The organism is Shewanella sp. 5S214, assembly GCF_041439795.1.
In the GTDB taxonomy this organism is placed as follows: Bacteria; Pseudomonadota; Gammaproteobacteria; order Enterobacterales; family Shewanellaceae; genus Shewanella; species Shewanella vesiculosa.
The window spans coordinates 1-19809 of record NZ_JBGOOV010000041.1; the positions used below are offsets into that span (position 1 = coordinate 1).

A 19809-nucleotide genomic window follows, 5' to 3' on the forward strand; every position below is an offset into this window, starting at 1 on the left:
TCTAAATGAACCGCCCTGTGCGGAGCCGCATGCAGGGTGGTGTGGGGGCTGGAGGTTAGATACCTCCGGCTACCCGATTAGTCGTTTTTTAAAACTGAACTATTTAATTACTTTTAAATTTTTTTTCTTATTACTCTTATCTATAGCAATATCTTCAGGAATTGATTTCTCTGGCATTATATCTAAAATATTCTTTGGACCTGCAATAATTCCTTTTTCTAATTCAGCTAATTCAGGAGGCATTTCTTTAGCAAATAATTTTTCAGCTCTTTCTTTTGCTCTTTGCTTTAACCACTTTTCGAACTCAGGAGTCCCAGGTTCTGGTTTCTCTCTCATATCTGTACCCATTTATAAATTACGCCATAAATATGATGGTGTATTACTCGCTTTACCTTGTAGTGGTCAAGTAAAATTTCCCACCTTTTTGAGTGACTTAAAGATAGAGAGTCTACAGGTTTTAAATTAACTACATCAATTAGACCTGCTGGTAACGCATCTTGTGCAATTTGACGACTTACATTCCTAAACCGACTAACAGCTTATTGAACAGCTCGACCGATAAAGCCGCCCGTTTAAGTTATTGATTAATATCATCCTACGTTTTCTATGTCTTTGAAGTAAAGCAATTTAATGACTCTTACACTTAAATAAAAAACGTAAATTGCACGTTAAAAGTGTCAACATCAAATGTAAAAAAAATAAACCAATAATATCAATATATTAGAGAAGCCCTATTTTCTCAACATAGTCCTTTAGGCAGCAAAAACCACAGTTAAACGCCCATAAAAATGGCTACATCAAGTAGCCATTTTTTATTTGTAGCCAATCATCGTGGGTGGCAATTTTTTGGTACCAACGCCTTTGTAACGGGCAGCTTTGCTGCTAAGCAGCGCTTAAAGCTGTCCAGCCCGAAGGGCGTTAGTTGACAAACTTGTTATGAGTTTCCGTCAAGGTGCCACCCTACAATATCACCGACATCATCGTAAACGTTGTAGATCACCTCACAATCGCAGAAGCCGCCGTGCTCACCAAGCCAAGGAATAACCACTTCTGGGTTTAGCTGCTTAGACTTGAGGAATTCAATTGTTTCCTTAAGCGTGTGATCACACTCTGGAGCTGATTGACGATTTAAAAAAGAGAGAAGTTCTTTAAGCTCATCGACACTCATTGGTATAGATGCGCGAATTTCATCTTGCTCATTCTTCTTGTGCTGAGCCTTCAGCTTTTTCTTCTGTTCTTTATCCATACTTACGACTCATAACGCCCATAATAACAGGCTAAAAATTGTGGGCTAAAATACGAGCATAGCGAGATAGCCCGCCGTTTTTAGTCCTTGTTAATTTGCTTTGTTAGGTTTTTGAGTACTGTAAATATAATTCGGCTAGCTCAACAAGCGTACTCGGTGCTTTTGGAATTGCTGATTTAATGTCTTCAGCCAGAGCAAAATTTTCAAAGCCTTTCATATCTTTTAGTAAATCAGGAGTAGACTCCAATAACGCTATAGATTTATTTAAAATATTTTTGAACACTCTCAACGACAATACTTGTGAATCTCTATCAATTTCATCATGGTAATGCTTAATGAGCTTGGTACATATTCGTAATTCTGTACCTTTGTCCTGAAATTCAGCTATTGGTAGCTCTTTAAGAAAAAGCTCAAAATTTTCATTATTCTTTTCTAACGTTTTACGAGCAGGCGATACATTACCTACGCATAATTCAATGAGCACAGTATTAACTTTACCGCCATAACTACTTTTAAGTTGCTCACTTAGCCACTTGCTTGCCACATTTAACGTAGCATTCCCACCAAATATTGAGTATGTACGATGGTAAAATATTATATCCATAGAATGAAACCTAACAGCTTATTGAACGGCTCGACCGATAAAGCCGCCCGTTTAAGTTATTGATTAATATCATCCTACGTTTTCTATGCCTTTGAAGTAAAACAATTTAATGACTCTTACACTCAAAAAAACTTAAATTGGACGTTAAAAGTGTCCGCATTAAATGTAAAGAAATAAACCAAACAATATCAATATATTAGAGCAGCCCTATTTTTCTCAACATAGTCCTTTAGACTGCAAAAAGCCCCAGCAAAACGCCCATAAAAATGGCTACATCAAGTAGCCATTTTTATGTGAAAACTCATAGGGTATAACGCCTCTTAATGACTTGTTATGGCTTGTTTTCTATGTTTATGGACTTTAAAAGTGATGAACATTCTTCATCACTCGAAACTTTAAATATTTTTCCTTCTTTAGTCATTTGAGCAAGGCCTTTAAGCGAGCAGGTATCTTCTTTAAAATGATTTTCTACAACGCTTTTGGGAATATCGCTAGACTTAAAGTATGTGACATTGAACGAGCGTCTGAGAAAACCTGAACCACAATCGCTATGATTCTCGACAAAATTAACTTTTGCAGCTTTCATCTCTTTCTCAGCCATAACTTTGTCTTCAAAAGAGATTGTGAACTCACAAGATTTTCCTTCGTAATCTCTCCAAGAAGAAGAGTGGTGAAGAGAGTCCTCTTTTAACGTTGCAGTCCCATAGAAAGAGCCGCCGGTATAATAAGGGGGACCTCCGTTTATATCCATATAAATAACAACAGTGCTATTTGTTGCAGGATAAATTATTAGTTCTTGAGAAGAGTAGCCATAAGTTCCAACGTATGACTTCGTATCATTTTTGCTTTGTGCATAACAAGACATGCTCACAAGTAATAAAGTGAGAAAAATTATCCTTTTCATAGTAATCCTAATTGAAAGTGCCAATTGTAAACGAGGCATAACGTTTTAGTATTTGTGCGTTGCGCTGTTTGCATGGAACAAACCACTTGTTGGACTTAGCCGATGCCGAGTCCAGGTTAATGGGTACGCTTTACGCTATAGGAATTTGCTTTTTTTGATGCTAGTTCTGAGCTGTAGTGCAGTTTTAAACTTGAAGTTTGGCTTGATTTGTAAGTGTTCAATTGCAATTCCCTTGTCATTGTAGTGCTCCATCACATTTTTTAAGTCTAACTGATCCAATGAGGTGAATACACTCGATTGAATCAGCATTTGGCTCTTAGCAGCGGCTTAGTTCAACGCTTGGGATAAGGACCATACTTTTTGCGGCCTTCCCGAATTTTGGTTCAAACGAAGTTAGAGGGGACGGGGTTATTTTCAAGAGCATACCCTGGAATTAAATAACCCCGTCCTTTTTATTTTAGCCACCACACATTGATGGCTGTCCCGCCCAGTTGCAACATAGGCGCCCGTCAATGTTAGATAACGCCCTACTACCCCAGCTCGTTGGACATTTGTTATAAAACACACCTAAGCTAAATGTTGCATTCCTATAAGAACCATCAATTCGCTTACAACTAGCATGAATTGTACAATCCTTTACTTCGATATCAGTGCATGTTTTATAGTAATTTACAGACCCACCATTCCAATCCGGTAAAGTGCAATTACTTTTCAAAAGTGGGGGTTCGGAGCCTGATTTTTCTGCTAAGGCAGTCTGATTTAGCGAAAATAACATTATAATAACAAAAACTAACGATATATTTTTCATCTTGATATCCTTTTCAGTTGTTGGTGAAAATAAAAACCTATATTCGAATTCACCCTTTCGAATATAAAGACAACTTTAGATTGATGACACATAACGCTTATTGAACGGCTCGACCGATAAAACCGACTGTTTAAGTTATTGATTAATAACATCCTACATTTCCTATACATTTGAAATAAAGTAATTTAATTACTCTTGCACTCAAATAAAAAACATAAATTACACGTTAAAAGTGTCAACATCGAATGTAAAAAATAAACCAAACAATATTAATATTAGAACAGCCTATTTTTCTCAACATAGTCCTTTAGACTGCTTTTTGTTCACACATTCTTATTATGCTCTCAAAACTCATTATAACCGTAAATAAGTACAGTGCAGGTCACGTAAAGGGGGAAGTAATGACTGATACAAAATATTTAGCATCAAACTGAAGTGATAGAAACAAAGTTTTAGGCGATCAAAAGTTGCGGTTTAAGATGATCAAAAGTTGAGTGGAATTGTGCACCATCAAATGTAGGGTAAACCATTAATTCATTCACTTAATGAGTTTAATTTTTAGGTAAAATTGATTGGCAGAGATCAAAGCTATAAAACAACAACACAACCCTCTAAATTTCTCATATGTAGTGAAGCACTGCGCTTGTCCTCCCCCGCAGTGTACCGATCCAGAAGGACCCATTTATTTTACCGCACTCTAAAATAGTTAGGACTCTTGAACCGACTGTTGAAGCAGAACCAATATCAGATACTCTTAATTGGAGCACATCAACGTTGGTGGTCAACTGACGCCTAACATACCAATTTAAAACTATTTTCAACTGTTTGAGAATTGCACCAGATGTTACCCTATTCTTTTTCGACTTTTGACCAAAGAAATCAATCCATTTACCCAGAGTAATATCTTCTACTAACCGGTCTTAAAACCAAGCAAACAAATGAACTTTAAAACATGACCCATATGTTGCTACAGTAACAGGCTTTAAAGAATTACTTTGCTTTAATAGGAATTGTTCACAACAGCACCTAACGGTTGATCTGCTTCTTCGGGTATTGCGTTGTTTCCAATACACTCTTGGATCTGTATCATTAACTAATGAGTTTCTAAGTTCTGGTATCTATTTTCGGGCTTCAGCCAGTTTGACATCAGGGTATCGACCTAAGGTTAAACGCGCTGGCGACGAGGGAAATCGAAAGCGATACTGCCAGGTAATGGTTCCAGCATCACTGATGCGCACACTTAAACCATCGCGGTCTGAAAGCTCAGATTTACCTGAATATGGTTTGCCGTTTATAGAGCGTAACAGTGTGTCAGATAAAGACATTTTTAGAGCCTGCGTACATATTTAGTATTGATATATAGAGTTTATGACACATTAAAAATATGTACACAGATGCCCTAATAGCAAAGCAAAGCCAATTCAATTAAATTGAATAAAGTGATTTAAAATGGAATTAATCATGATTTACATGATGTTAAATAGAAAAATGAGTAAAAATAAATGAACATAAATCATGATAATCAACCATCCCTATTTTGGCACGATTACGAAACATTTGGGGCGAATCCAAGTAAAGATCGACCATCACAATTTGCAGGTATTCGAACCGATCTAGAATTGAACATTATTGGTGAGCCTGAAACCTTTTATTGTAAACTTGCACCAGATTATTTACCTGCTGCCGAAGCTATACTCATTACAGGTATAACCCCGCAACTGGCTAACCTTAAAGGTATACCAGAAGCAGAGTTTATGAAACGTATCAATGGCTTATTTAGTCAACCAAACACCTGTGTTGTAGGCTACAACTCACTACGATTTGATGATGAAGTCAGTCGTTATGGTTTTTATCGTAACTTTATTGACCCTTACGCACGCGAGTGGCAAAACGGTAATTCGAGATGGGACATTATTGATTTAGTTCGTGCTTGCTATGCATTTCGTCCCGACGGAATTAATTGGCCAATGAAAGAAGATGGCTCACCGAGTTTTAAGCTCGAACTACTCACTCAAGCCAATGGCTTAAGTCATGAAAAAGCTCATGATGCTATGTCAGATGTTTATGCCACCATCGCTATGGCTAAATTAATCAAGCAAAAACAGCCTAAACTGTATGAATATTATTTTAACTTAAGACGTAAACAAGCGGTTGCGGATCATATTGATGTGCTAAAAATGCAGCCATTGGTTCATGTCAGTTCAAAAATTAGTGCGCTGCAAGGCTGTACCACATTGATTGCACCAGTGGCCTATCATCCAACGAATAAAAACGCAGTGATCTGCGTTAATTTGGCGATGGACATTTCTCCCTTGTTAACCTTGTCGGCCCAAGAAATCAGCGATCGTATGTACACCTCGCGTCAAAATCTGGCCGAAAACGAGCTGCCGATACCACTTAAACAAATTCATCTGAACAAGTGCCCGTTTATCGGTTCACCAAAATTACTTGACGATGAGGTAACAGAAAAATTACAGTTTGATAAAGCATTTGCACGCGAGCAATATAAACGCCTAAAAAATCACCCAGAATTGCGTGAAAAACTAAACCAAGTCTTTGAACTTGAATCAGACCGTAAACCGATTACTGATCCTGATTTAATGCTCTACAGCGGTGGTTTTTTCAGCCATGCCGATAAAACGAAAATGGACATTATTTGCCATACAGCACCCCATAATTTAGCCGCATTAGCATTGCAGTTTGATGATCCTCGTATCAATGAAATGTTGTTTCGCTTTAGGGCCCGTAATTACCCAGAAACATTAAGCGACAGTGAAGCTCGTAAATGGCGTGATTTCTGTCAACAACGATTATCGAATGCTGATTATGTGATAAAACTCGAAAATCTGGTCGAAGAAACCAGCGAGAATGAACACAAACAAAAGCTATTAAAAGCCCTATACCAATATTTACAATCATTATAGTGAACTTTCACTTTACACAATTTATTTCATCTAAGGATAAGGGAATGCAAAATCGATTTTTAGAGAGCATTACTCAACTAGACAAGCCTTTGGCTACCGCACTTGTGCCAATACTTCATGAGCAATTTTGTGGTCATATTGATGCGATTCAATTTGCTGAGCTTGTAAAAGCAAGCGGCAAACCAGAACAACAAGTGCTAATGGATTTATTACCTATTGCAGCTGCACTGGCTAACCCTCCTATCAGCGAATTCTACGTAGGCGCTATCGCAAAAGGTGCCAGTGGCGACTTGTACATGGGCGCTAATTTAGAATTACCCGGAGAAGCGCTATTTCACAGCGTACACGCTGAACAAAGTGCAATCAGCCACGCTTGGCTGGCCGGTGAAACAGAAATTGTTGATATTATTGTCAACTTCAGCCCTTGTGGCCACTGTCGCCAATTTATGAATGAGCTAGTCAATGGCAGTAAGATTAGAATTCATTTGCCAGAGCAAGAAACTAAAACACTAGCACACTATTTGCCTTATGCGTTTGGCCCTGCTGACTTAGATGTCACCATGCCGCTATTAAGTAAACGTCAGCAAGAATTTAATTGTGATTCTGATGACCCAATGATCATCGAAGCCATTGATCAAATGGGCCTAAGTTATGCGCCATACACCAACAATAATGCCGCTGTAGTTCTTGAAACCAAGGATGGCGCAACTTTCTGTGGTCGCTATGCTGAAAGTGCAGCATTTAATCCATCAATGCAGCCTATGCAAATGGCGTTATCAAATCTGATCCGTAATAACCGCCAATATAGCGAGATTAAGCGTGCTGTATTAGTTGAATCATCAGTAGGAAAAATTACTTTAGTGGGTGCTGCAATGGATGCTCTTCATGCCATAGCCCCAATTGAACTACAACACATGGTTGTTGAACCTTTGATAAGCTAAACGAAAAAGCTTGCCATCTTAATCGGCAATAAAAAGGCGCTCATATGCGCCTTTTTTATTGAATTAAATACCACATGAAACTCAGATACAGTTGAACTTTTATGGTGAACATTGACTCGAGATAAGCGGTTCAACACGTGATTAAGAAATGCAGCACAAGTCTTAGAGACATCGTTAAAGAAACACCGTTTTTAGAGACACCGTTTTAGAGACACAGTCGCTAAATCACTCCACTCCTGATAAAAATTTCTTCTATCAAATAAGCAAGATTATTTAACCGCCGCTTGCGGCAGTATTTGTGGTTACTTACTCGGGCATTATCGCTCACACATAATGCATCATGACACTTGGTAAACTCTGTCTGGCATCAAATTGTCATGAACTGCAGCTAAATACGTCTTAAAATTTGAACAGTCCACAGATTAATAATGTGTTATATTTTAATAATCTACTGCTAATAACATGCTAAACTAATTCACTTTTTAATCGCTATACCGTTAAATAGCCTCTTTTTGGCAATAGCATTTATGAGCCAATTTATATCGCTAAATGTCTTATAATCAACAAGGTGTCGCGATGAGTAATCACAGTCAAGGTCATGTAAAAATACATGACCAACAAACACATATGCCCTTAACCAAGCAAACGTAAAGTGAGTCACTATTGCGCATTTTGACCGTTAACAAGATCTTACTCTTTGTGCTGTTTTGTACAGTGGCCTTAGTGTGGATCATTTTCGAAAATGCCAAACCCATTACAGTCAAAATACTCAATAATTTACTCGCCGACAATCATATCGAAGTGCTTAACTTTGATGCCGAATATGTGTCGTTTAACCATATTTATATTCCTAGATTAGTATTGAAAGTGGAAGACAGTCATATCGCTATCCAAGAATTTAACCTTGAGCTGCGAGATAGCCTGCAAATTCTTAAAAATCAACAAATCAGTGCTGACGACATTATTAGTATCAAAACACACAGTGTTTATGTCGATTTAGGCGACAGTTTCTTTATTCGTCAGTCTCAACAAACAGAAGAATCGCCGGCGTCAATGCAGCTCAACTTGGCTAAATTACCCATGATTGAATTAGGCGAGATTAACATTAAGCTGCCACTTCTGGATAAAGATGATCCACAGCACAATACGTTAAAAATGGACAAGCTCACATTAACCCCAGAAGGTCAGTTAAATACCTTGTGGCGCTTTAATGATTTTCCATTATTTAGTCTTGATGCCACCTTAGATAAACAAGCGTGGCAATTTAATACGCTGGTTGATTTGGGCTTAAGTTATCAGGGGCTTGAGTCATTAGATCAATATTTACATTTATTAAACAGCAAGCAGCAGTCACAACAAGCACAAGCTAATAATATGCTTAATGGCTTACAGCAACAGTTATCACAAATACTGCAACCCATCCGTCAGCAACAACTCACAGTGAAAGGCCAGTGGACAGCCCATAGTAAAGTTGACTTAATGAGCGGTGAGATCAGCAGCCAACAATCAATTGATGGACTATCCTTGCACTCTCCACTGTGGCCAAGTGTATATTTTGCGCCGCAGCAGCCAATTAAATTAATCCTAAATATGGGTAACTACCCAATATCAACAACCTTAACCGACAACAAAACCACTAACGCGTTCGCGATTAAACTCAACATAGAGCCCATTAACTATCAACTGTCACCAACAGAACAAGACAGAAATAAGCTGATTAGATTATTTGCCGGTGATCATGATAATCAAATAATACATGCTATTGATCAACTTACGCCTAAGTTGGCTTCTCAGCAGGCCCATATTGATGTGCACATGGACTCCCCTATCGAAGCGGTTATTCCCTTACAAAATGATATGTTACCGTTACAAATAACACTGCCGGACTTGAAGCTGAGCATTGAGGGATTACTACTGCAAAGTCAGCTAACCTTGGCCCACACCACATTGAATAGTCACCAACAATTTAGCAGTGATTTTGACTTGGATATGGCTTTATCATCGCATGCCGCCATAAACCAAACCGAACAACAGCAAGCAGTAACACTCGCCACTGACGACACTGGGATAACAGATCCCATAACTGGCACAAATCAAAAGGCGGCTTTACAAGCATCGCCTTCAGCTCCAAGTACTGTTGATATTAAAGCTTTATTTCCGCAAATTGCTTTAGATCAGCTGTTATTGTCAGAGGCTAAACTACATTTAGTCGGTAAAATATCGCAACAACAAGATCAACTCGCGCTATCGTTAGATTCAAGCTCTAGCTTTGCCATTAATCACAGTAGTATTTCACGCAGTGTAACCAGTGAGAATCAACAGCAAACTAAACAAACCAAAACAACGTCGGCGCAATGGGAGACATTTGGGCTTACGGTCAATGACACCTCTACCATAGTGTTCAAACCAGACACGACTCAAATTGATCTGGCCCCTTTCAAGATTCAAATTGGTCAGCTTATTGGCCAGCAAGCAACGCATGCAGGCAAAAACGCATTATCGACCATAGAGGGAGTGATTAATAAAGCTGAGGTGGCGTTTAACCAAAAGTTATCCCTTGGATTACATAGAGATGACTCTTTACAAACGTCATTAGACAAGTGGTTACAAACCCCAGCGACTAACGACATAGCATGGCGTGTCAATCAACTCGATATCACCAAACAGATCGGTAACAATCGCCGCCAGCCTTTGCTTGCGCTAAACCAGTTAAATGTCATTCAACAACTTAACTTATCCAAAGGACTATTGATCGGTAATGAGCAATGGCAACTCGATACTCTTACCTTAAGCAGCTACCACTTGCTTAAATTTGCGGATAAGAAAAGCCCCTTATCACTAGCAGGACAATGGACATTCGATACCGACATTGAAACCGCACTAAATACATTGCAAAAAGTCCAACCCTTGCCGAATGACTTTACTATACAGGGCCACAGTAAACTCATTGCTGGATTTGCCTTAAGCGAAATAGACAATAGCAGTCAATTTGAGATGAAGATTGAACAGCAGTTATCGTCTTTATCTGGGCAATGGCAAGATAAAACATTTAACGGCGGTGAAGTTTTTGCTCAATGCCAATTTAACTGGCAACAAACTTACGATGCGCCGAATACGGCCGCAGATGCAAAACACTTTGCTCACAGTAAGCTTGTCTGTCCACAAACGGCAATCAGTTTACAGCAAGCTAAAATCGGCTTATCGCTCACTAATTTAAATGTTAATGCCAATATTGAACTCAATAAAGATGGCAATAAACTGCCGACCAACTGGTTACAACAGGTCACCGGATTAAGTGAGACTAACATTAATCTTACCGCCAGTGGCGACATGCTAGATGGACGTTTTCTATTACCTGAATTTGTGCTTAAACTGCATGATAAATCTTATGGATACTTGTTATTACAAGGTCTTAGTTTAGATAAGTTTTTAGAAGAACAACCCCAAGTAGGAGTTAAAGCCAATGGCTTATTTGATGGCGTACTTCCAGCAGAATTAACAGATGGCAAAGTGACAATATCCGGTGGCAAACTTGCAGCGCGTAAGCCTGGAGGATTAATTGAAGTAGCCGGAAATCCTGCCATAGATCGACTAGAATTATCTCAACCCTATCTTGGATTGGTATTTACCGCACTTGAGCATCTTAACTACACTGAGTTGGCGAGCACATTTGACATGACGCCCAATGGAGATGCCGTGCTTAACTTGGGTGTTAAAGGTAACAGCCGCGGAATTGAGCGACCTGTCCACCTCAATTACACTCATCAAGAGAACCTGATTCAATTATACAAAAGCACCCAGATTGGCAATCAACTACAAAACAAGATTGAAACAAAAATCCAATAGCAGCATAAAAGGATCGTCTACGTGAAATATTCATCGCTATATTTAATCAGTATCAGCACCATAATGGCATCGTTATGCCTATCAGCTTGTACGCCAACAGTAAAAATAGAACCGCCCGATAAGCCTATCGTGATTAACTTAAATGTAAAAATTGAGCATGAAATTAAAATTAGAGTGGATAAAGAACTCAATAATTTACTCGAAAATGATGAGTTATTTTAAGCAGAGGTGATCAAGATGAAATCAACTTTCACTTTCGCTACAGCACTATGCTTAACCAGTTTATTATGGAGTGCTAGTACGTGGTCAATGACATTGCAAGAGGCTAAAGCAGCAAGAATAGTGGGTGAGCAACCGAATGGTTATTTAGGGTTAATTATCGACACTCCTGAGGCAAAACAGCTAGTATTATCCGTTAATGCTAAACGGAAATACTATTATCAATCGATCGCCAAACGACATAGCGTGAGCATTGATGAAGTCGCGACACTCGCGGCGCAAAAAGCCATTGAAGCAGCAGAACCTGGGCATATGATCCAAACGCCCCAAGGGCAATGGCTAAAAAAATAACCACGATAGAAAACTATACGTGGTTATTTATATTCACTTAATATGACGCCATTACATCGTCGCCATAGTCCAATAATCTAAGCGTTTTTGTGGTTCAGTGACAATGGATTTACAAGAATCTTTGTACTTTGCCATCAGTCCACCTAAGTTATTCGAGCCGGCTAATTTATCGATTTGCTGTTGTTTAGCGGCAATCACATCTTTTTCAACTTGCGCAGGCGCGCGATACTTTCCCGCAATAGCAACCGCATCAACTGCGGACGTTTTTAAACGGTCTCCGACTGCTTTCATTTGTGGTGCATTCATCGCACCAATCGCTTCAGAGCTAATTTGATAATAAGCTGCACATTCGATTAACTCATCAGTAAATGCCTTTTCTGCAGCATCTTCTGCACGTGCGGTCATGCTGGCGCAAAGTGCCGATACAGTAAAAATCCACATAGCAGATTTATTCATGGTTCTTTCCCTTCATGTTTAGAAATTAGTCGGTAATATTAAGATTGATAATGCGTTAAACGTGATGTTAAAAACGGTTCCACTAGAGGCCATTCGGTTTCAAGAATCGAAAACACGACCGTGTCACGAATAGTACCATCAGCTAGGATTTTATGATTGCGTAATATGCCATCTTGCTTGGCACCGAGTCGTTCAATTGCATTTCGTGAGGCGAGATTATGCCTGTGAGTTCTAAATTCAACTGCTATGGCGTCTAAGGTATTAAAAGCATAACGGAGTATTAATAACTTAGATTCGGTATTTATGGCCGTACGCTGATAGGATTTAGCATACCAAGTGTAGCCAATTTCAAGTCTGCGATTGGGTTGATCCCAATGACAAATTCTAGTGCTACCAACAATGTTACCAGACACTTTATCACGCACGGCAAATGCAACGGCTTCACCTCGGTTTTCACAGGCTTGTGCAAACTCGACATACGCTTTCATTCCCGAAGCATCGGGGATGTTTGTGTACCATAAAGTCCACAATTCACCGTCGTTAGCAGCTAAAATTAAACCAGGAACATGGTCTAATGATAATGGTTCTAAAATAACATGCTCGCCAATTAAGCAATCTTGTCTATTAATCCAGCTCAAGTTAATGCTCCTGTTGTTGATAGGTTACATTACCTTAACTGCATATAGATATACAGCCAACGGCAACAATGTTTTTATTGATATTCTAAAAACATTGTTTTCTGTTGTGACTAAAAGATTATCTTAAAAAGGGCTTATCACAGCACCAGGCTGACAGCGATATGATTAAAAGCCATGATTAGCGTGACTAACCCTAAACCATCCGGCAATGCTGTTGCGAGTTTTCATTGTCGGTCTCACTTCATGAGGGAAACGTTCACTTAAAAACAGCACCAAGGTTCCAATTTTAGGATTAACCACTTCTAGAGCTAAATCAGATTCATCATAAATAATCAACTCACCACCGTCGTTTTCCTGCCAGTCAGAATTTAAGAAAAAGACTGTCGATAAAATGCGGTTTTGGCTGCCGTGCAGCGCATCGAGGTGTTTTTTATAAAATGCCCCCGGCTCATAAACTGCGTAATGACTTTCAAAGTCAAATAGCCCCATAAACAAACGACGATTAAGGCCATCTTTAAGTTGACTCATCATCGACAAATATTCACGGTCAATAGGGTCTTGATTGTCTAGCCAGCTAATTTTATCCGAACGAATATCAGGATTAATTTGTTGCTCAAAACCTCGACCAACGGCGGCTTGTTTAAAATCAATATCGCGCTGAGCTTGCACTTTTTCAAGCAAGGCCAGACTTACATAATCAGGAATGATATCTGATAAGAGGATATACCCTTTATCGACTAACGCATCTGCGATCACATCCAGCATTGCTTCACTTACTTGCGAAACCATACATGCCACATCCAACAGAAAGACTACGCTTTTTACTTTACTCAAGGGCCCAGGAAGGAAATTAAGGGCCTGATTTTCGAGGGGGCGTCATTACAAGGTATGATTGCCATACCTTGGTTATTTTTGGCGATTTTATATAATAAATACGCTCTGAACAACACTTATTAAAAGCATTTAAATTCATTAACTTAATCAAACCTAACACACAACAACAGCGAACCCTAATGGTTAAATTTGGCTATGTGACAGTATCACCTCTGTCGAACCATCCTGATCAGCATCATCCAAGCGTTGAGACTCATAAGCAGCAACATGACTTTGGTGCATCTTTAACGCGAGATATAAGTCTGAATGAATTGTAATGCCTTCTTCTCCAGACACCATATCGGTTTGTTCAAACCAACTAATTAATTGTCGTTTACGCCCTGCCAATACCAAACTCACTCCGCGTTTACGTAATAATGCATTGATGTCGGTCAACATAGCCATTACGCTCAAATCTAAATGGGTAAAACATGGCACCGCATCGATAATCACACACTCAATGGTTTCTTGTTGATTCTGACGAGCAAATCGTTCAAGCAGACGTCGTTTAAAGTAGGTAGCATTAAAATAAGTCAGTGGAGAATTAAATCGATAAATGAACACACCTGGCACAGATGCGGCTTTATCGCTGCTATCAACACTACGAATTATCCCTTTGGCATCAAGCCCGAGCACTTGATCTGTTGGTCGCATGACCGTTCGTAAAAACTGAAATAATCCCAATAGCACCGCAAGGGTAATTCCGGGAATAACGCCAATAAACAGAACAGCAAAGAAAGTTGTTAAGGCCAAATAAAATGCTTGGCGATCGCGTAAACGTAATCCCCACAGCGCTTTCAGATCGATAAGATGTATTGAGGCTATCACTAACACAACGCCCAATGCTGCACTGGGAATAAACTCTAACGGCGTGGTTAAAAACACTGCCACAATAGCGATCAATACAGCCGCAATCACGGACACTAATTGGGTTTTTCCGCCATTAGCATCATTTACAGCCGTACGAGAATCTGCGCCACTAACAGCAAAACCTTGCGAGAGAGCAGAAGCAATATTGGCTAAACCTAAGGCTTTAAACTCTTTATCGGCATCAATGTCATAACCATTTTTAGCAGCAAAGCTGCGTGCGGTAAGCATCATACTGACAAAACTCACCATCGCTAAATTGAGCGCCGGCATGACTAACTCACGAGCGATACCGATATTAAACACTGGTGTTTGAAATGATGGCATTCCTCCTGCCACGCTTCCAATCACCGCAATATCATAGTCGGTTAAGTGGAAAAGCCACACTAAAGCGGCGCCAACAGCAATAGCAAACATCGACGCTGGCCAAGTCGGTTTAAAGCGTTTCATTGCAAAGTAGACAATTACAGTAAGGATGGCCATCAATAGCGTCGGAATATGGGTTTGCGACAAATAGCTTGGCGCACCACCTAAGCGTTCAAGTAAGTATTTTTCATCAAAGGTAAAGCCGAATATTTTCGAAAATTGGCCGACAATAATGGTAATGGCGACACCATTGAGTAGTCCCATTAGAATAGGTTTTGATAAAAAGTCCGCTAATACACCTAATTTAAATCGACTGGCGATTAAACACCAAAAACCGGTCATCACGGTCATGGTCATTACTAATTGCCAATGTTTAAGGCTGTCGCCGGCCGCTAAAGGTGTCACTACCGCAGCAATAACCGCACAAGTTGCCGCATCGGGACCAACAATAAGTTGTCTTGAGGTGCCAAATAAAGCGTAGATGATCATAGGTAACACGCAAGAGTACAACCCCACCGCGGCATTCACTCCGGTTAATTGCGCATAAGCAATTGCCACGGGTAACGCAACCGCGGCAACAGACAAACCGGCGCGAACATCATCCTTGAGCCAGCTTCGCTCGTAACGAGAGAAGGTCTCTAAACCAGGCATAAAATCATACAAGCGACTCAGTACCACAACAACCTCAATACTTATAATCTAGGTTGTTATCATAGTTTTATTTCAAATTAATTACGACATATTCACCGGTGATAAATAAACATATTTCAGGATGGGACATACGCAGCAAAAAAAGCCGAGCATATTATGCTCGGCTTGTTAGATACTCACTATCGCAACACGGTCATTCGCTTTGGCGATAAAAAAGCATCAATGCATCACTGTAATTTTAGTTGATACACAGTTGTGGTGCCGCTAACTTCATTACCAATCAGTAACAATGGCAAGCCTGTCGGGCTATATTGGCTGGCAATAAACTTCATCCCTTCTGGGCCTAAATCACCTGCTAATGTTGCATCACCTTCAACCTCACCAGTATCGGTATCAATGACATAATCAGCATCAAAGTTACGGTTGCTGACATAATCGACAAACGATACGGCAAATGGATTAGTAATATCGTAAATCATAAATCCAGAGGTACGCTCTAAACCAATAAAGGCATAAGTGCGTGAGCCTATTTGGCCAAGAGCGAGTGCCTCTGGCTCTGGACCTTTATCGTCACTGCGGCTATCACCTTTGTTTTCATCGTTATTATTATTGAAGTTCATTGCCAATATCGCAGCCGTAATTCGCTCAAAATCACCAGCGCTGTCAAATACTTGCTGGCCATCTGCAGTCCAAATCGAAAATGAACGCCCGCCATAAGCAACAATTTTATCCATTAAGCCATCATTATTATCATCACCCATACTGGTAGTGACTTTTAAGCGGCCAAGCTGTGTTTTATCTTGCGCTGCGGCAAATTGTGGATGGTTTGGATCTAAGCTTAGATCTGCAGCACGAGCCTCTTCGGAAAAACCGGCGTAATCCCGTGAATCCCCCTCATTGGCGGTGACAATAAAATCAGTATTATTCCAGCGATAACTGGCTATCGTATCTGGCTGATACATACCATACACCCCAGCGTAAGCCTGTATATTTATGGCATCATCTTTATCACTGGCATCGATTTTATTGGCGTCTAAGCCAAAGTCTTTAAGCCCTAAAGCAATAATATTTTTTACCGCTGCCGCCTTGATATCAATCACTGCAATGGCGTTATTTTCTTGTAAACTGACATAAGCTGTTTGGCTGTCTGGCGACACGGCAATATATTCAGGTTCTAAATCTTGCGCGACACTCGCTCCAGGGCCATTGATCTTAATTAATGGACTCAGTTCTGCATTACGTGAACCACCAACATTAAAATCATTGAAACCGATTAGGGTAGCCGTTGTGGCAGGCACACCATTAGTGATTGCAATTAACGCGATAGAACCTTCAGGGTCGATATCATAAGCGCTATTTGGCTCACCTTCGTTGGCGACTAACAACATGCTACCGTCAGGGCTGAACACGACATTGTCGGGTAATGCTCCAACGTCAACAAATGACAAGTACTGGGGTAGCTCACTGTCTGATAAACGATAAAATGCAACTATGCCATTACCCTGGGTCGCATTACCTAAGGCGTCTGCTCGTTCAACGGCAGCGGCGAGTAAATTACCCGATACACTGACGCTGTTAACTGCACCTAATAAAGTTAAGCCAGTATCGACACTGATATTTAAGTCCGTTTTTTTGCTGAGATTATTTAAACTGTAACCTGCTTCAGCGTAAACCGGCGCTTGAGTTAACATCGATAAATCAACGACATCAACTTTGCCACTTTGAGCATTAACGACAAATGCGCTTTGGCTTGCCGGATGATAATCAACAATTTCTGCGGCACTAAGACCATAAACACCTGATTGATAACGCCCCACTAAATCAGCGCTCAGAGTATTATGGGCTTGATTACACATTATTTGTGTTTGTGCCGCATCAACTTCACTTGCATCTAAAACACCATCACTATTGATGTCTACTCCGGTTTCAATTTGCTGGCCGCCAAATGGGCATTGTGCATCGCCGACAGCAAGAGAGGTTAACGCAACCAGGGCTGACAACCCAACGTCACCATTGGTGCCATCCATGCCCTGAGCCCCCGCTTGCCCATCGTCACCGTTGCATGCCGTTAGCAACATAGTGGCCATGATTGAAGAAACCAGTAGTGCCGTTTTACCTTGAGGGAAGCGTTTCATAAACTAAAGTTCCGAATTAAGTTATGCAAAATAATGCCAATAACTTAGACAATCAAGGTGAAGTTTTAATGACAAAAATGTTGCATTTTTGTTCTATTTGAATTCACTCTATTGCCTTAATGTAAATGCTATTTAGCTAAATTATTCATTACAAATTCAGGCTCAGAAAATGCGCCATAGCGTGGTAAACTAACGAAAATTTTTCGCCATTTTCAGCAAAAACGCACAAAGCACATGAGGTTCCCGTGGTATCGCCATCAAAGTCCAACTCATCTCCAGTATCAGCGGGTATTCCCCACTTAGCGATGTTAATACCTATGCTTGCCGCGATTGTCGCCATCACTCCTTTAGCCATCGACATGTACTTACCAGCGATGTCTACATTGGCCTTAGGGTTTGATACCGACATCACGACAGTGCAACAATCGCTGAGTATTTATCTGGCGGGCTATGCATTAGGCATGCTGATATTTGGCCCATTGGCCGATAAGATAGGCCGACGTCCGCTGGTCATATTTGGCTTATTAGGTTTCACGATTATTAGCTTACTTATTGCATTAAGTACCAGTATTGAACAATTTTTGATATTGCGTTTTGCACAAGCTCTGATTGGTGCTGCTGCCACGGTTGTGGTGCCTGGCTACATTAAAGAGATTTATGGCGACAATACCGCCAAAGGCATGTCTTATGTCAGCCTTATTATGATGTTAGCGCCATTACTTGCACCTACTTTGGGCAGTTTGATTATGGAACTCGGCGATTGGCATCTTATCTTCTTAAGCCAAAGTTGTTATGCCATCACATTATTAGTCTTAGTATTATTTAAACTAAAAATGCCCAGCGATAAAGACCTAGGCAGTCGCAGTCAAAAGACCTTTTTAGGCGGCTACTACACAGTCTTTGCTCGCAATGGCGTCAAACTGAATTTATCCAGCGGTGTATTAACTTCGTTTGCTTTCTTTTGTTACTTAACCGCTTCGCCTTTTATCTACATGGAAGTGTTTAATTTAGATAAATCGCTGTTTGCGATTTTATTTAGCACCAATGTGGGAGCCTTGATGCTCGCCAACATTGTCAACTCTAGAGTGGTTAGCCGATTCGGCTCCAAACGGATGTTACATGTGTCAACTTTCTTCGGAGTCATTGCCGCAACTGGCCTGCTAGCCGTTAATTTACTCGATTTAAGTTATCACTTTACCGTGTTAATGCTTATTCCTTTAATGGGCTCGCTAGGGGTGATGTCAGTCAATGCCGACGCCATTGTATTAATGAAATTCAAGCAAGAAACCGGTACTGCCACCGCAGTCATTGGTACGCTACGCTTTGGTTTTGGCGCCGTCGCGGGGCCACTGCTGGCGTATTTTTATGACGGTACCGCTGTGCCTTTTGCAGCCTTGATGCTTGGCGCTATTTTATTAGTCGGGCTATGTCAGTTTTTTCAAAGTACCTTATCGAAAAATAAGACCCTTTAATCAATAAAGTATTACCACAAATAAAGTCATCGATATCGGTGGCTTTATTCTTATGAGAGAGCCAAAACAGTCAACCCTCCCCTTAGCTTAACTCATTGATTAATACAGATCAGAACAAGGTACTAATCTGGCAACTTCCCAGTGACTCTCTGGCCTTGTTGTTTAGCACATATTAATCAATAAACAGCAAAGAAAATCGCAGCACTCATCCAGCTAGTAATAAAAAACTACCCAATATATAGCCATCATTCAAGTGTGTAATCTTGATTCACCAATCCCTGGCTCAGCAGCGATTAAATGACTATACCAAGCAAAATCGTTATGACCACGGTAAAAGTAAGGCAAATCAAACACGCTATTTCCCATATGAATTGAAACTCAGTTGAACTCGATTTTCATCTCCATACACTTAAGTAGATTCCTGCAATGCCACATTCGACCGCTAATTAGGTTGCTAAGTCGCTAATATTTAGCTGTTAACTTCAGTATAAATAGTACAGCGCTTTAT

At 40.1% G+C, this 19809-nt stretch carries 16 protein-coding genes; 6 read left to right on the top strand and 10 right to left on the bottom strand.

What is annotated here, in order from left to right:
- Positions 1 to 99: 99 nt before the first annotated feature.
- The 5 genes from ACED29_RS19630 to ACED29_RS19650 form a co-directional block, all read right to left on the bottom strand.
- Positions 100 to 348, bottom strand: coding sequence for a hypothetical protein (locus ACED29_RS19630; protein ID WP_371698498.1), 249 nt, complete (start codon positions 346 to 348; stop codon positions 100 to 102).
- Between the two features lie 586 nt (positions 349 to 934).
- A complete protein-coding gene (locus ACED29_RS19635; protein WP_371698500.1) occupies positions 935 to 1246 on the bottom strand; it encodes a DUF2695 domain-containing protein in 312 nt (103 codons plus the stop codon).
- Positions 1247 to 1349: 103 nt separating this feature from the next.
- On the bottom strand, positions 1350 to 1850 hold the full coding sequence (locus ACED29_RS19640) for a hypothetical protein (RefSeq protein WP_182743192.1): 501 nt from the start codon (positions 1848 to 1850) through the stop codon (positions 1350 to 1352).
- Positions 1851 to 2181: 331 nt separating this feature from the next.
- Complete coding sequence (locus ACED29_RS19645) at positions 2182 to 2754, bottom strand: hypothetical protein (protein WP_371698502.1); 573 nt, start codon at positions 2752 to 2754, stop codon at positions 2182 to 2184.
- 1926 nt (positions 2755 to 4680) lie between these two features.
- Positions 4681 to 4887, bottom strand: a complete 207-nt coding sequence (locus ACED29_RS19650; protein ID WP_371698503.1) for an Arm DNA-binding domain-containing protein — start codon at positions 4885 to 4887, stop codon at positions 4681 to 4683.
- Between the two features lie 177 nt (positions 4888 to 5064).
- Between ACED29_RS19650 and sbcB the strand changes: the two genes are divergently transcribed.
- The 5 genes from sbcB (at position 5065) to ACED29_RS19675 (ending at position 11843) form a co-directional block, all read left to right on the top strand.
- Positions 5065 to 6486 (top strand): exodeoxyribonuclease I, encoded by a 1422-nt coding sequence (sbcB, locus tag ACED29_RS19655; RefSeq protein ID WP_371698504.1) that lies wholly within the window; start codon positions 5065 to 5067, stop codon positions 6484 to 6486.
- Positions 6487 to 6530: 44 nt separating this feature from the next.
- Positions 6531 to 7427 carry a cytidine deaminase gene (gene cdd, locus ACED29_RS19660; protein ID WP_371698505.1) on the top strand — a complete coding sequence of 299 codons (897 nt, stop codon included), beginning with the start codon at positions 6531 to 6533 and terminating at the stop codon, positions 7425 to 7427.
- A 663-nt stretch (positions 7428 to 8090) separates the two neighbouring features.
- On the top strand, positions 8091 to 11273 hold the full coding sequence (locus ACED29_RS19665) for a YdbH domain-containing protein (RefSeq protein WP_371698506.1): 3183 nt from the start codon (positions 8091 to 8093) through the stop codon (positions 11271 to 11273).
- Positions 11274 to 11336: 63 nt separating this feature from the next.
- A complete protein-coding gene (locus ACED29_RS19670; RefSeq protein WP_124018445.1) occupies positions 11337 to 11495 on the top strand; it encodes a YnbE family lipoprotein in 159 nt (52 codons plus the stop codon).
- A gap of 15 nt (positions 11496 to 11510) precedes the next feature.
- On the top strand, positions 11511 to 11843 hold the full coding sequence (locus ACED29_RS19675; protein WP_371698507.1) for a YdbL family protein: 333 nt from the start codon (positions 11511 to 11513) through the stop codon (positions 11841 to 11843).
- 51 nt (positions 11844 to 11894) lie between these two features.
- Here ACED29_RS19675 and ACED29_RS19680 read toward each other — a convergent pair whose 3' ends face one another.
- From ACED29_RS19680 to ACED29_RS19700, 5 genes are all read right to left on the bottom strand, one after another.
- Entirely contained in the window at positions 11895 to 12284 is a 390-nt protein-coding gene (locus tag ACED29_RS19680; protein WP_165870201.1) for a hypothetical protein, read from the bottom strand.
- Between the two features lie 53 nt (positions 12285 to 12337).
- Entirely contained in the window at positions 12338 to 12928 is a 591-nt protein-coding gene (locus ACED29_RS19685) for a GNAT family N-acetyltransferase (protein WP_371698518.1), read from the bottom strand.
- A 174-nt stretch (positions 12929 to 13102) separates the two neighbouring features.
- Positions 13103 to 13726: a 2OG-Fe(II) oxygenase gene (locus ACED29_RS19690; RefSeq protein WP_371698508.1), complete on the bottom strand. Its 624-nt coding sequence runs from the start codon at positions 13724 to 13726 to the stop codon at positions 13103 to 13105.
- Between the two features lie 228 nt (positions 13727 to 13954).
- Positions 13955 to 15694: a SulP family inorganic anion transporter gene (locus tag ACED29_RS19695; protein WP_124018443.1), complete on the bottom strand. Its 1740-nt coding sequence runs from the start codon at positions 15692 to 15694 to the stop codon at positions 13955 to 13957.
- 227 nt (positions 15695 to 15921) lie between these two features.
- The gene (locus ACED29_RS19700; protein WP_371698509.1) at positions 15922 to 17829 is read right to left on the bottom strand and encodes a choice-of-anchor I family protein; all 1908 of its coding nucleotides are present in this window, start codon (positions 17827 to 17829) and stop codon (positions 15922 to 15924) included.
- Positions 17830 to 18134: 305 nt separating this feature from the next.
- Here ACED29_RS19700 and ACED29_RS19705 point away from each other — a divergent pair, with 305 nt between their 5' ends.
- Positions 18135 to 19301 (top strand): multidrug effflux MFS transporter, encoded by a 1167-nt coding sequence (locus ACED29_RS19705; RefSeq protein WP_124018442.1) that lies wholly within the window; start codon positions 18135 to 18137, stop codon positions 19299 to 19301.
- Positions 19302 to 19809: the final 508 nt, after the last annotated feature.

Excerpts from the sequence above, each read along its gene's own strand:
- ACED29_RS19690 (WP_371698508.1), bottom strand. The coding sequence starts at position 13,726 with ATGGTTTCGCAAGTAAGTGAAGCAATGCTGGATGTGATCGCAGATGCG.
- ACED29_RS19650 (WP_371698503.1), bottom strand. The coding sequence starts at position 4,887 with ATGTCTTTATCTGACACACTGTTACGCTCTATAAACGGCAAACCATAT.
- ACED29_RS19645 (WP_371698502.1), bottom strand. The coding sequence starts at position 2,754 with ATGAAAAGGATAATTTTTCTCACTTTATTACTTGTGAGCATGTCTTGT.
- ACED29_RS19670 (WP_124018445.1), top strand. The coding sequence starts at position 11,337 with ATGGCATCGTTATGCCTATCAGCTTGTACGCCAACAGTAAAAATAGAA.
- ACED29_RS19635 (WP_371698500.1), bottom strand. The coding sequence starts at position 1,246 with ATGGATAAAGAACAGAAGAAAAAGCTGAAGGCTCAGCACAAGAAGAAT.
- cdd (WP_371698505.1), top strand. The coding sequence starts at position 6,531 with ATGCAAAATCGATTTTTAGAGAGCATTACTCAACTAGACAAGCCTTTG.
- ACED29_RS19640 (WP_182743192.1), bottom strand. The coding sequence starts at position 1,850 with ATGGATATAATATTTTACCATCGTACATACTCAATATTTGGTGGGAAT.
- ACED29_RS19700 (WP_371698509.1), bottom strand. The coding sequence starts at position 17,829 with ATGAAACGCTTCCCTCAAGGTAAAACGGCACTACTGGTTTCTTCAATC.
- ACED29_RS19680 (WP_165870201.1), bottom strand. The coding sequence starts at position 12,284 with ATGTGGATTTTTACTGTATCGGCACTTTGCGCCAGCATGACCGCACGT.
- ACED29_RS19705 (WP_124018442.1), top strand. The coding sequence starts at position 18,135 with ATGTTAATACCTATGCTTGCCGCGATTGTCGCCATCACTCCTTTAGCC.
- sbcB (WP_371698504.1), top strand. The coding sequence starts at position 5,065 with ATGAACATAAATCATGATAATCAACCATCCCTATTTTGGCACGATTAC.
- ACED29_RS19630 (WP_371698498.1), bottom strand. The coding sequence starts at position 348 with ATGGGTACAGATATGAGAGAGAAACCAGAACCTGGGACTCCTGAGTTC.
- ACED29_RS19695 (WP_124018443.1), bottom strand. The coding sequence starts at position 15,694 with ATGCCTGGTTTAGAGACCTTCTCTCGTTACGAGCGAAGCTGGCTCAAG.
- ACED29_RS19675 (WP_371698507.1), top strand. The coding sequence starts at position 11,511 with ATGAAATCAACTTTCACTTTCGCTACAGCACTATGCTTAACCAGTTTA.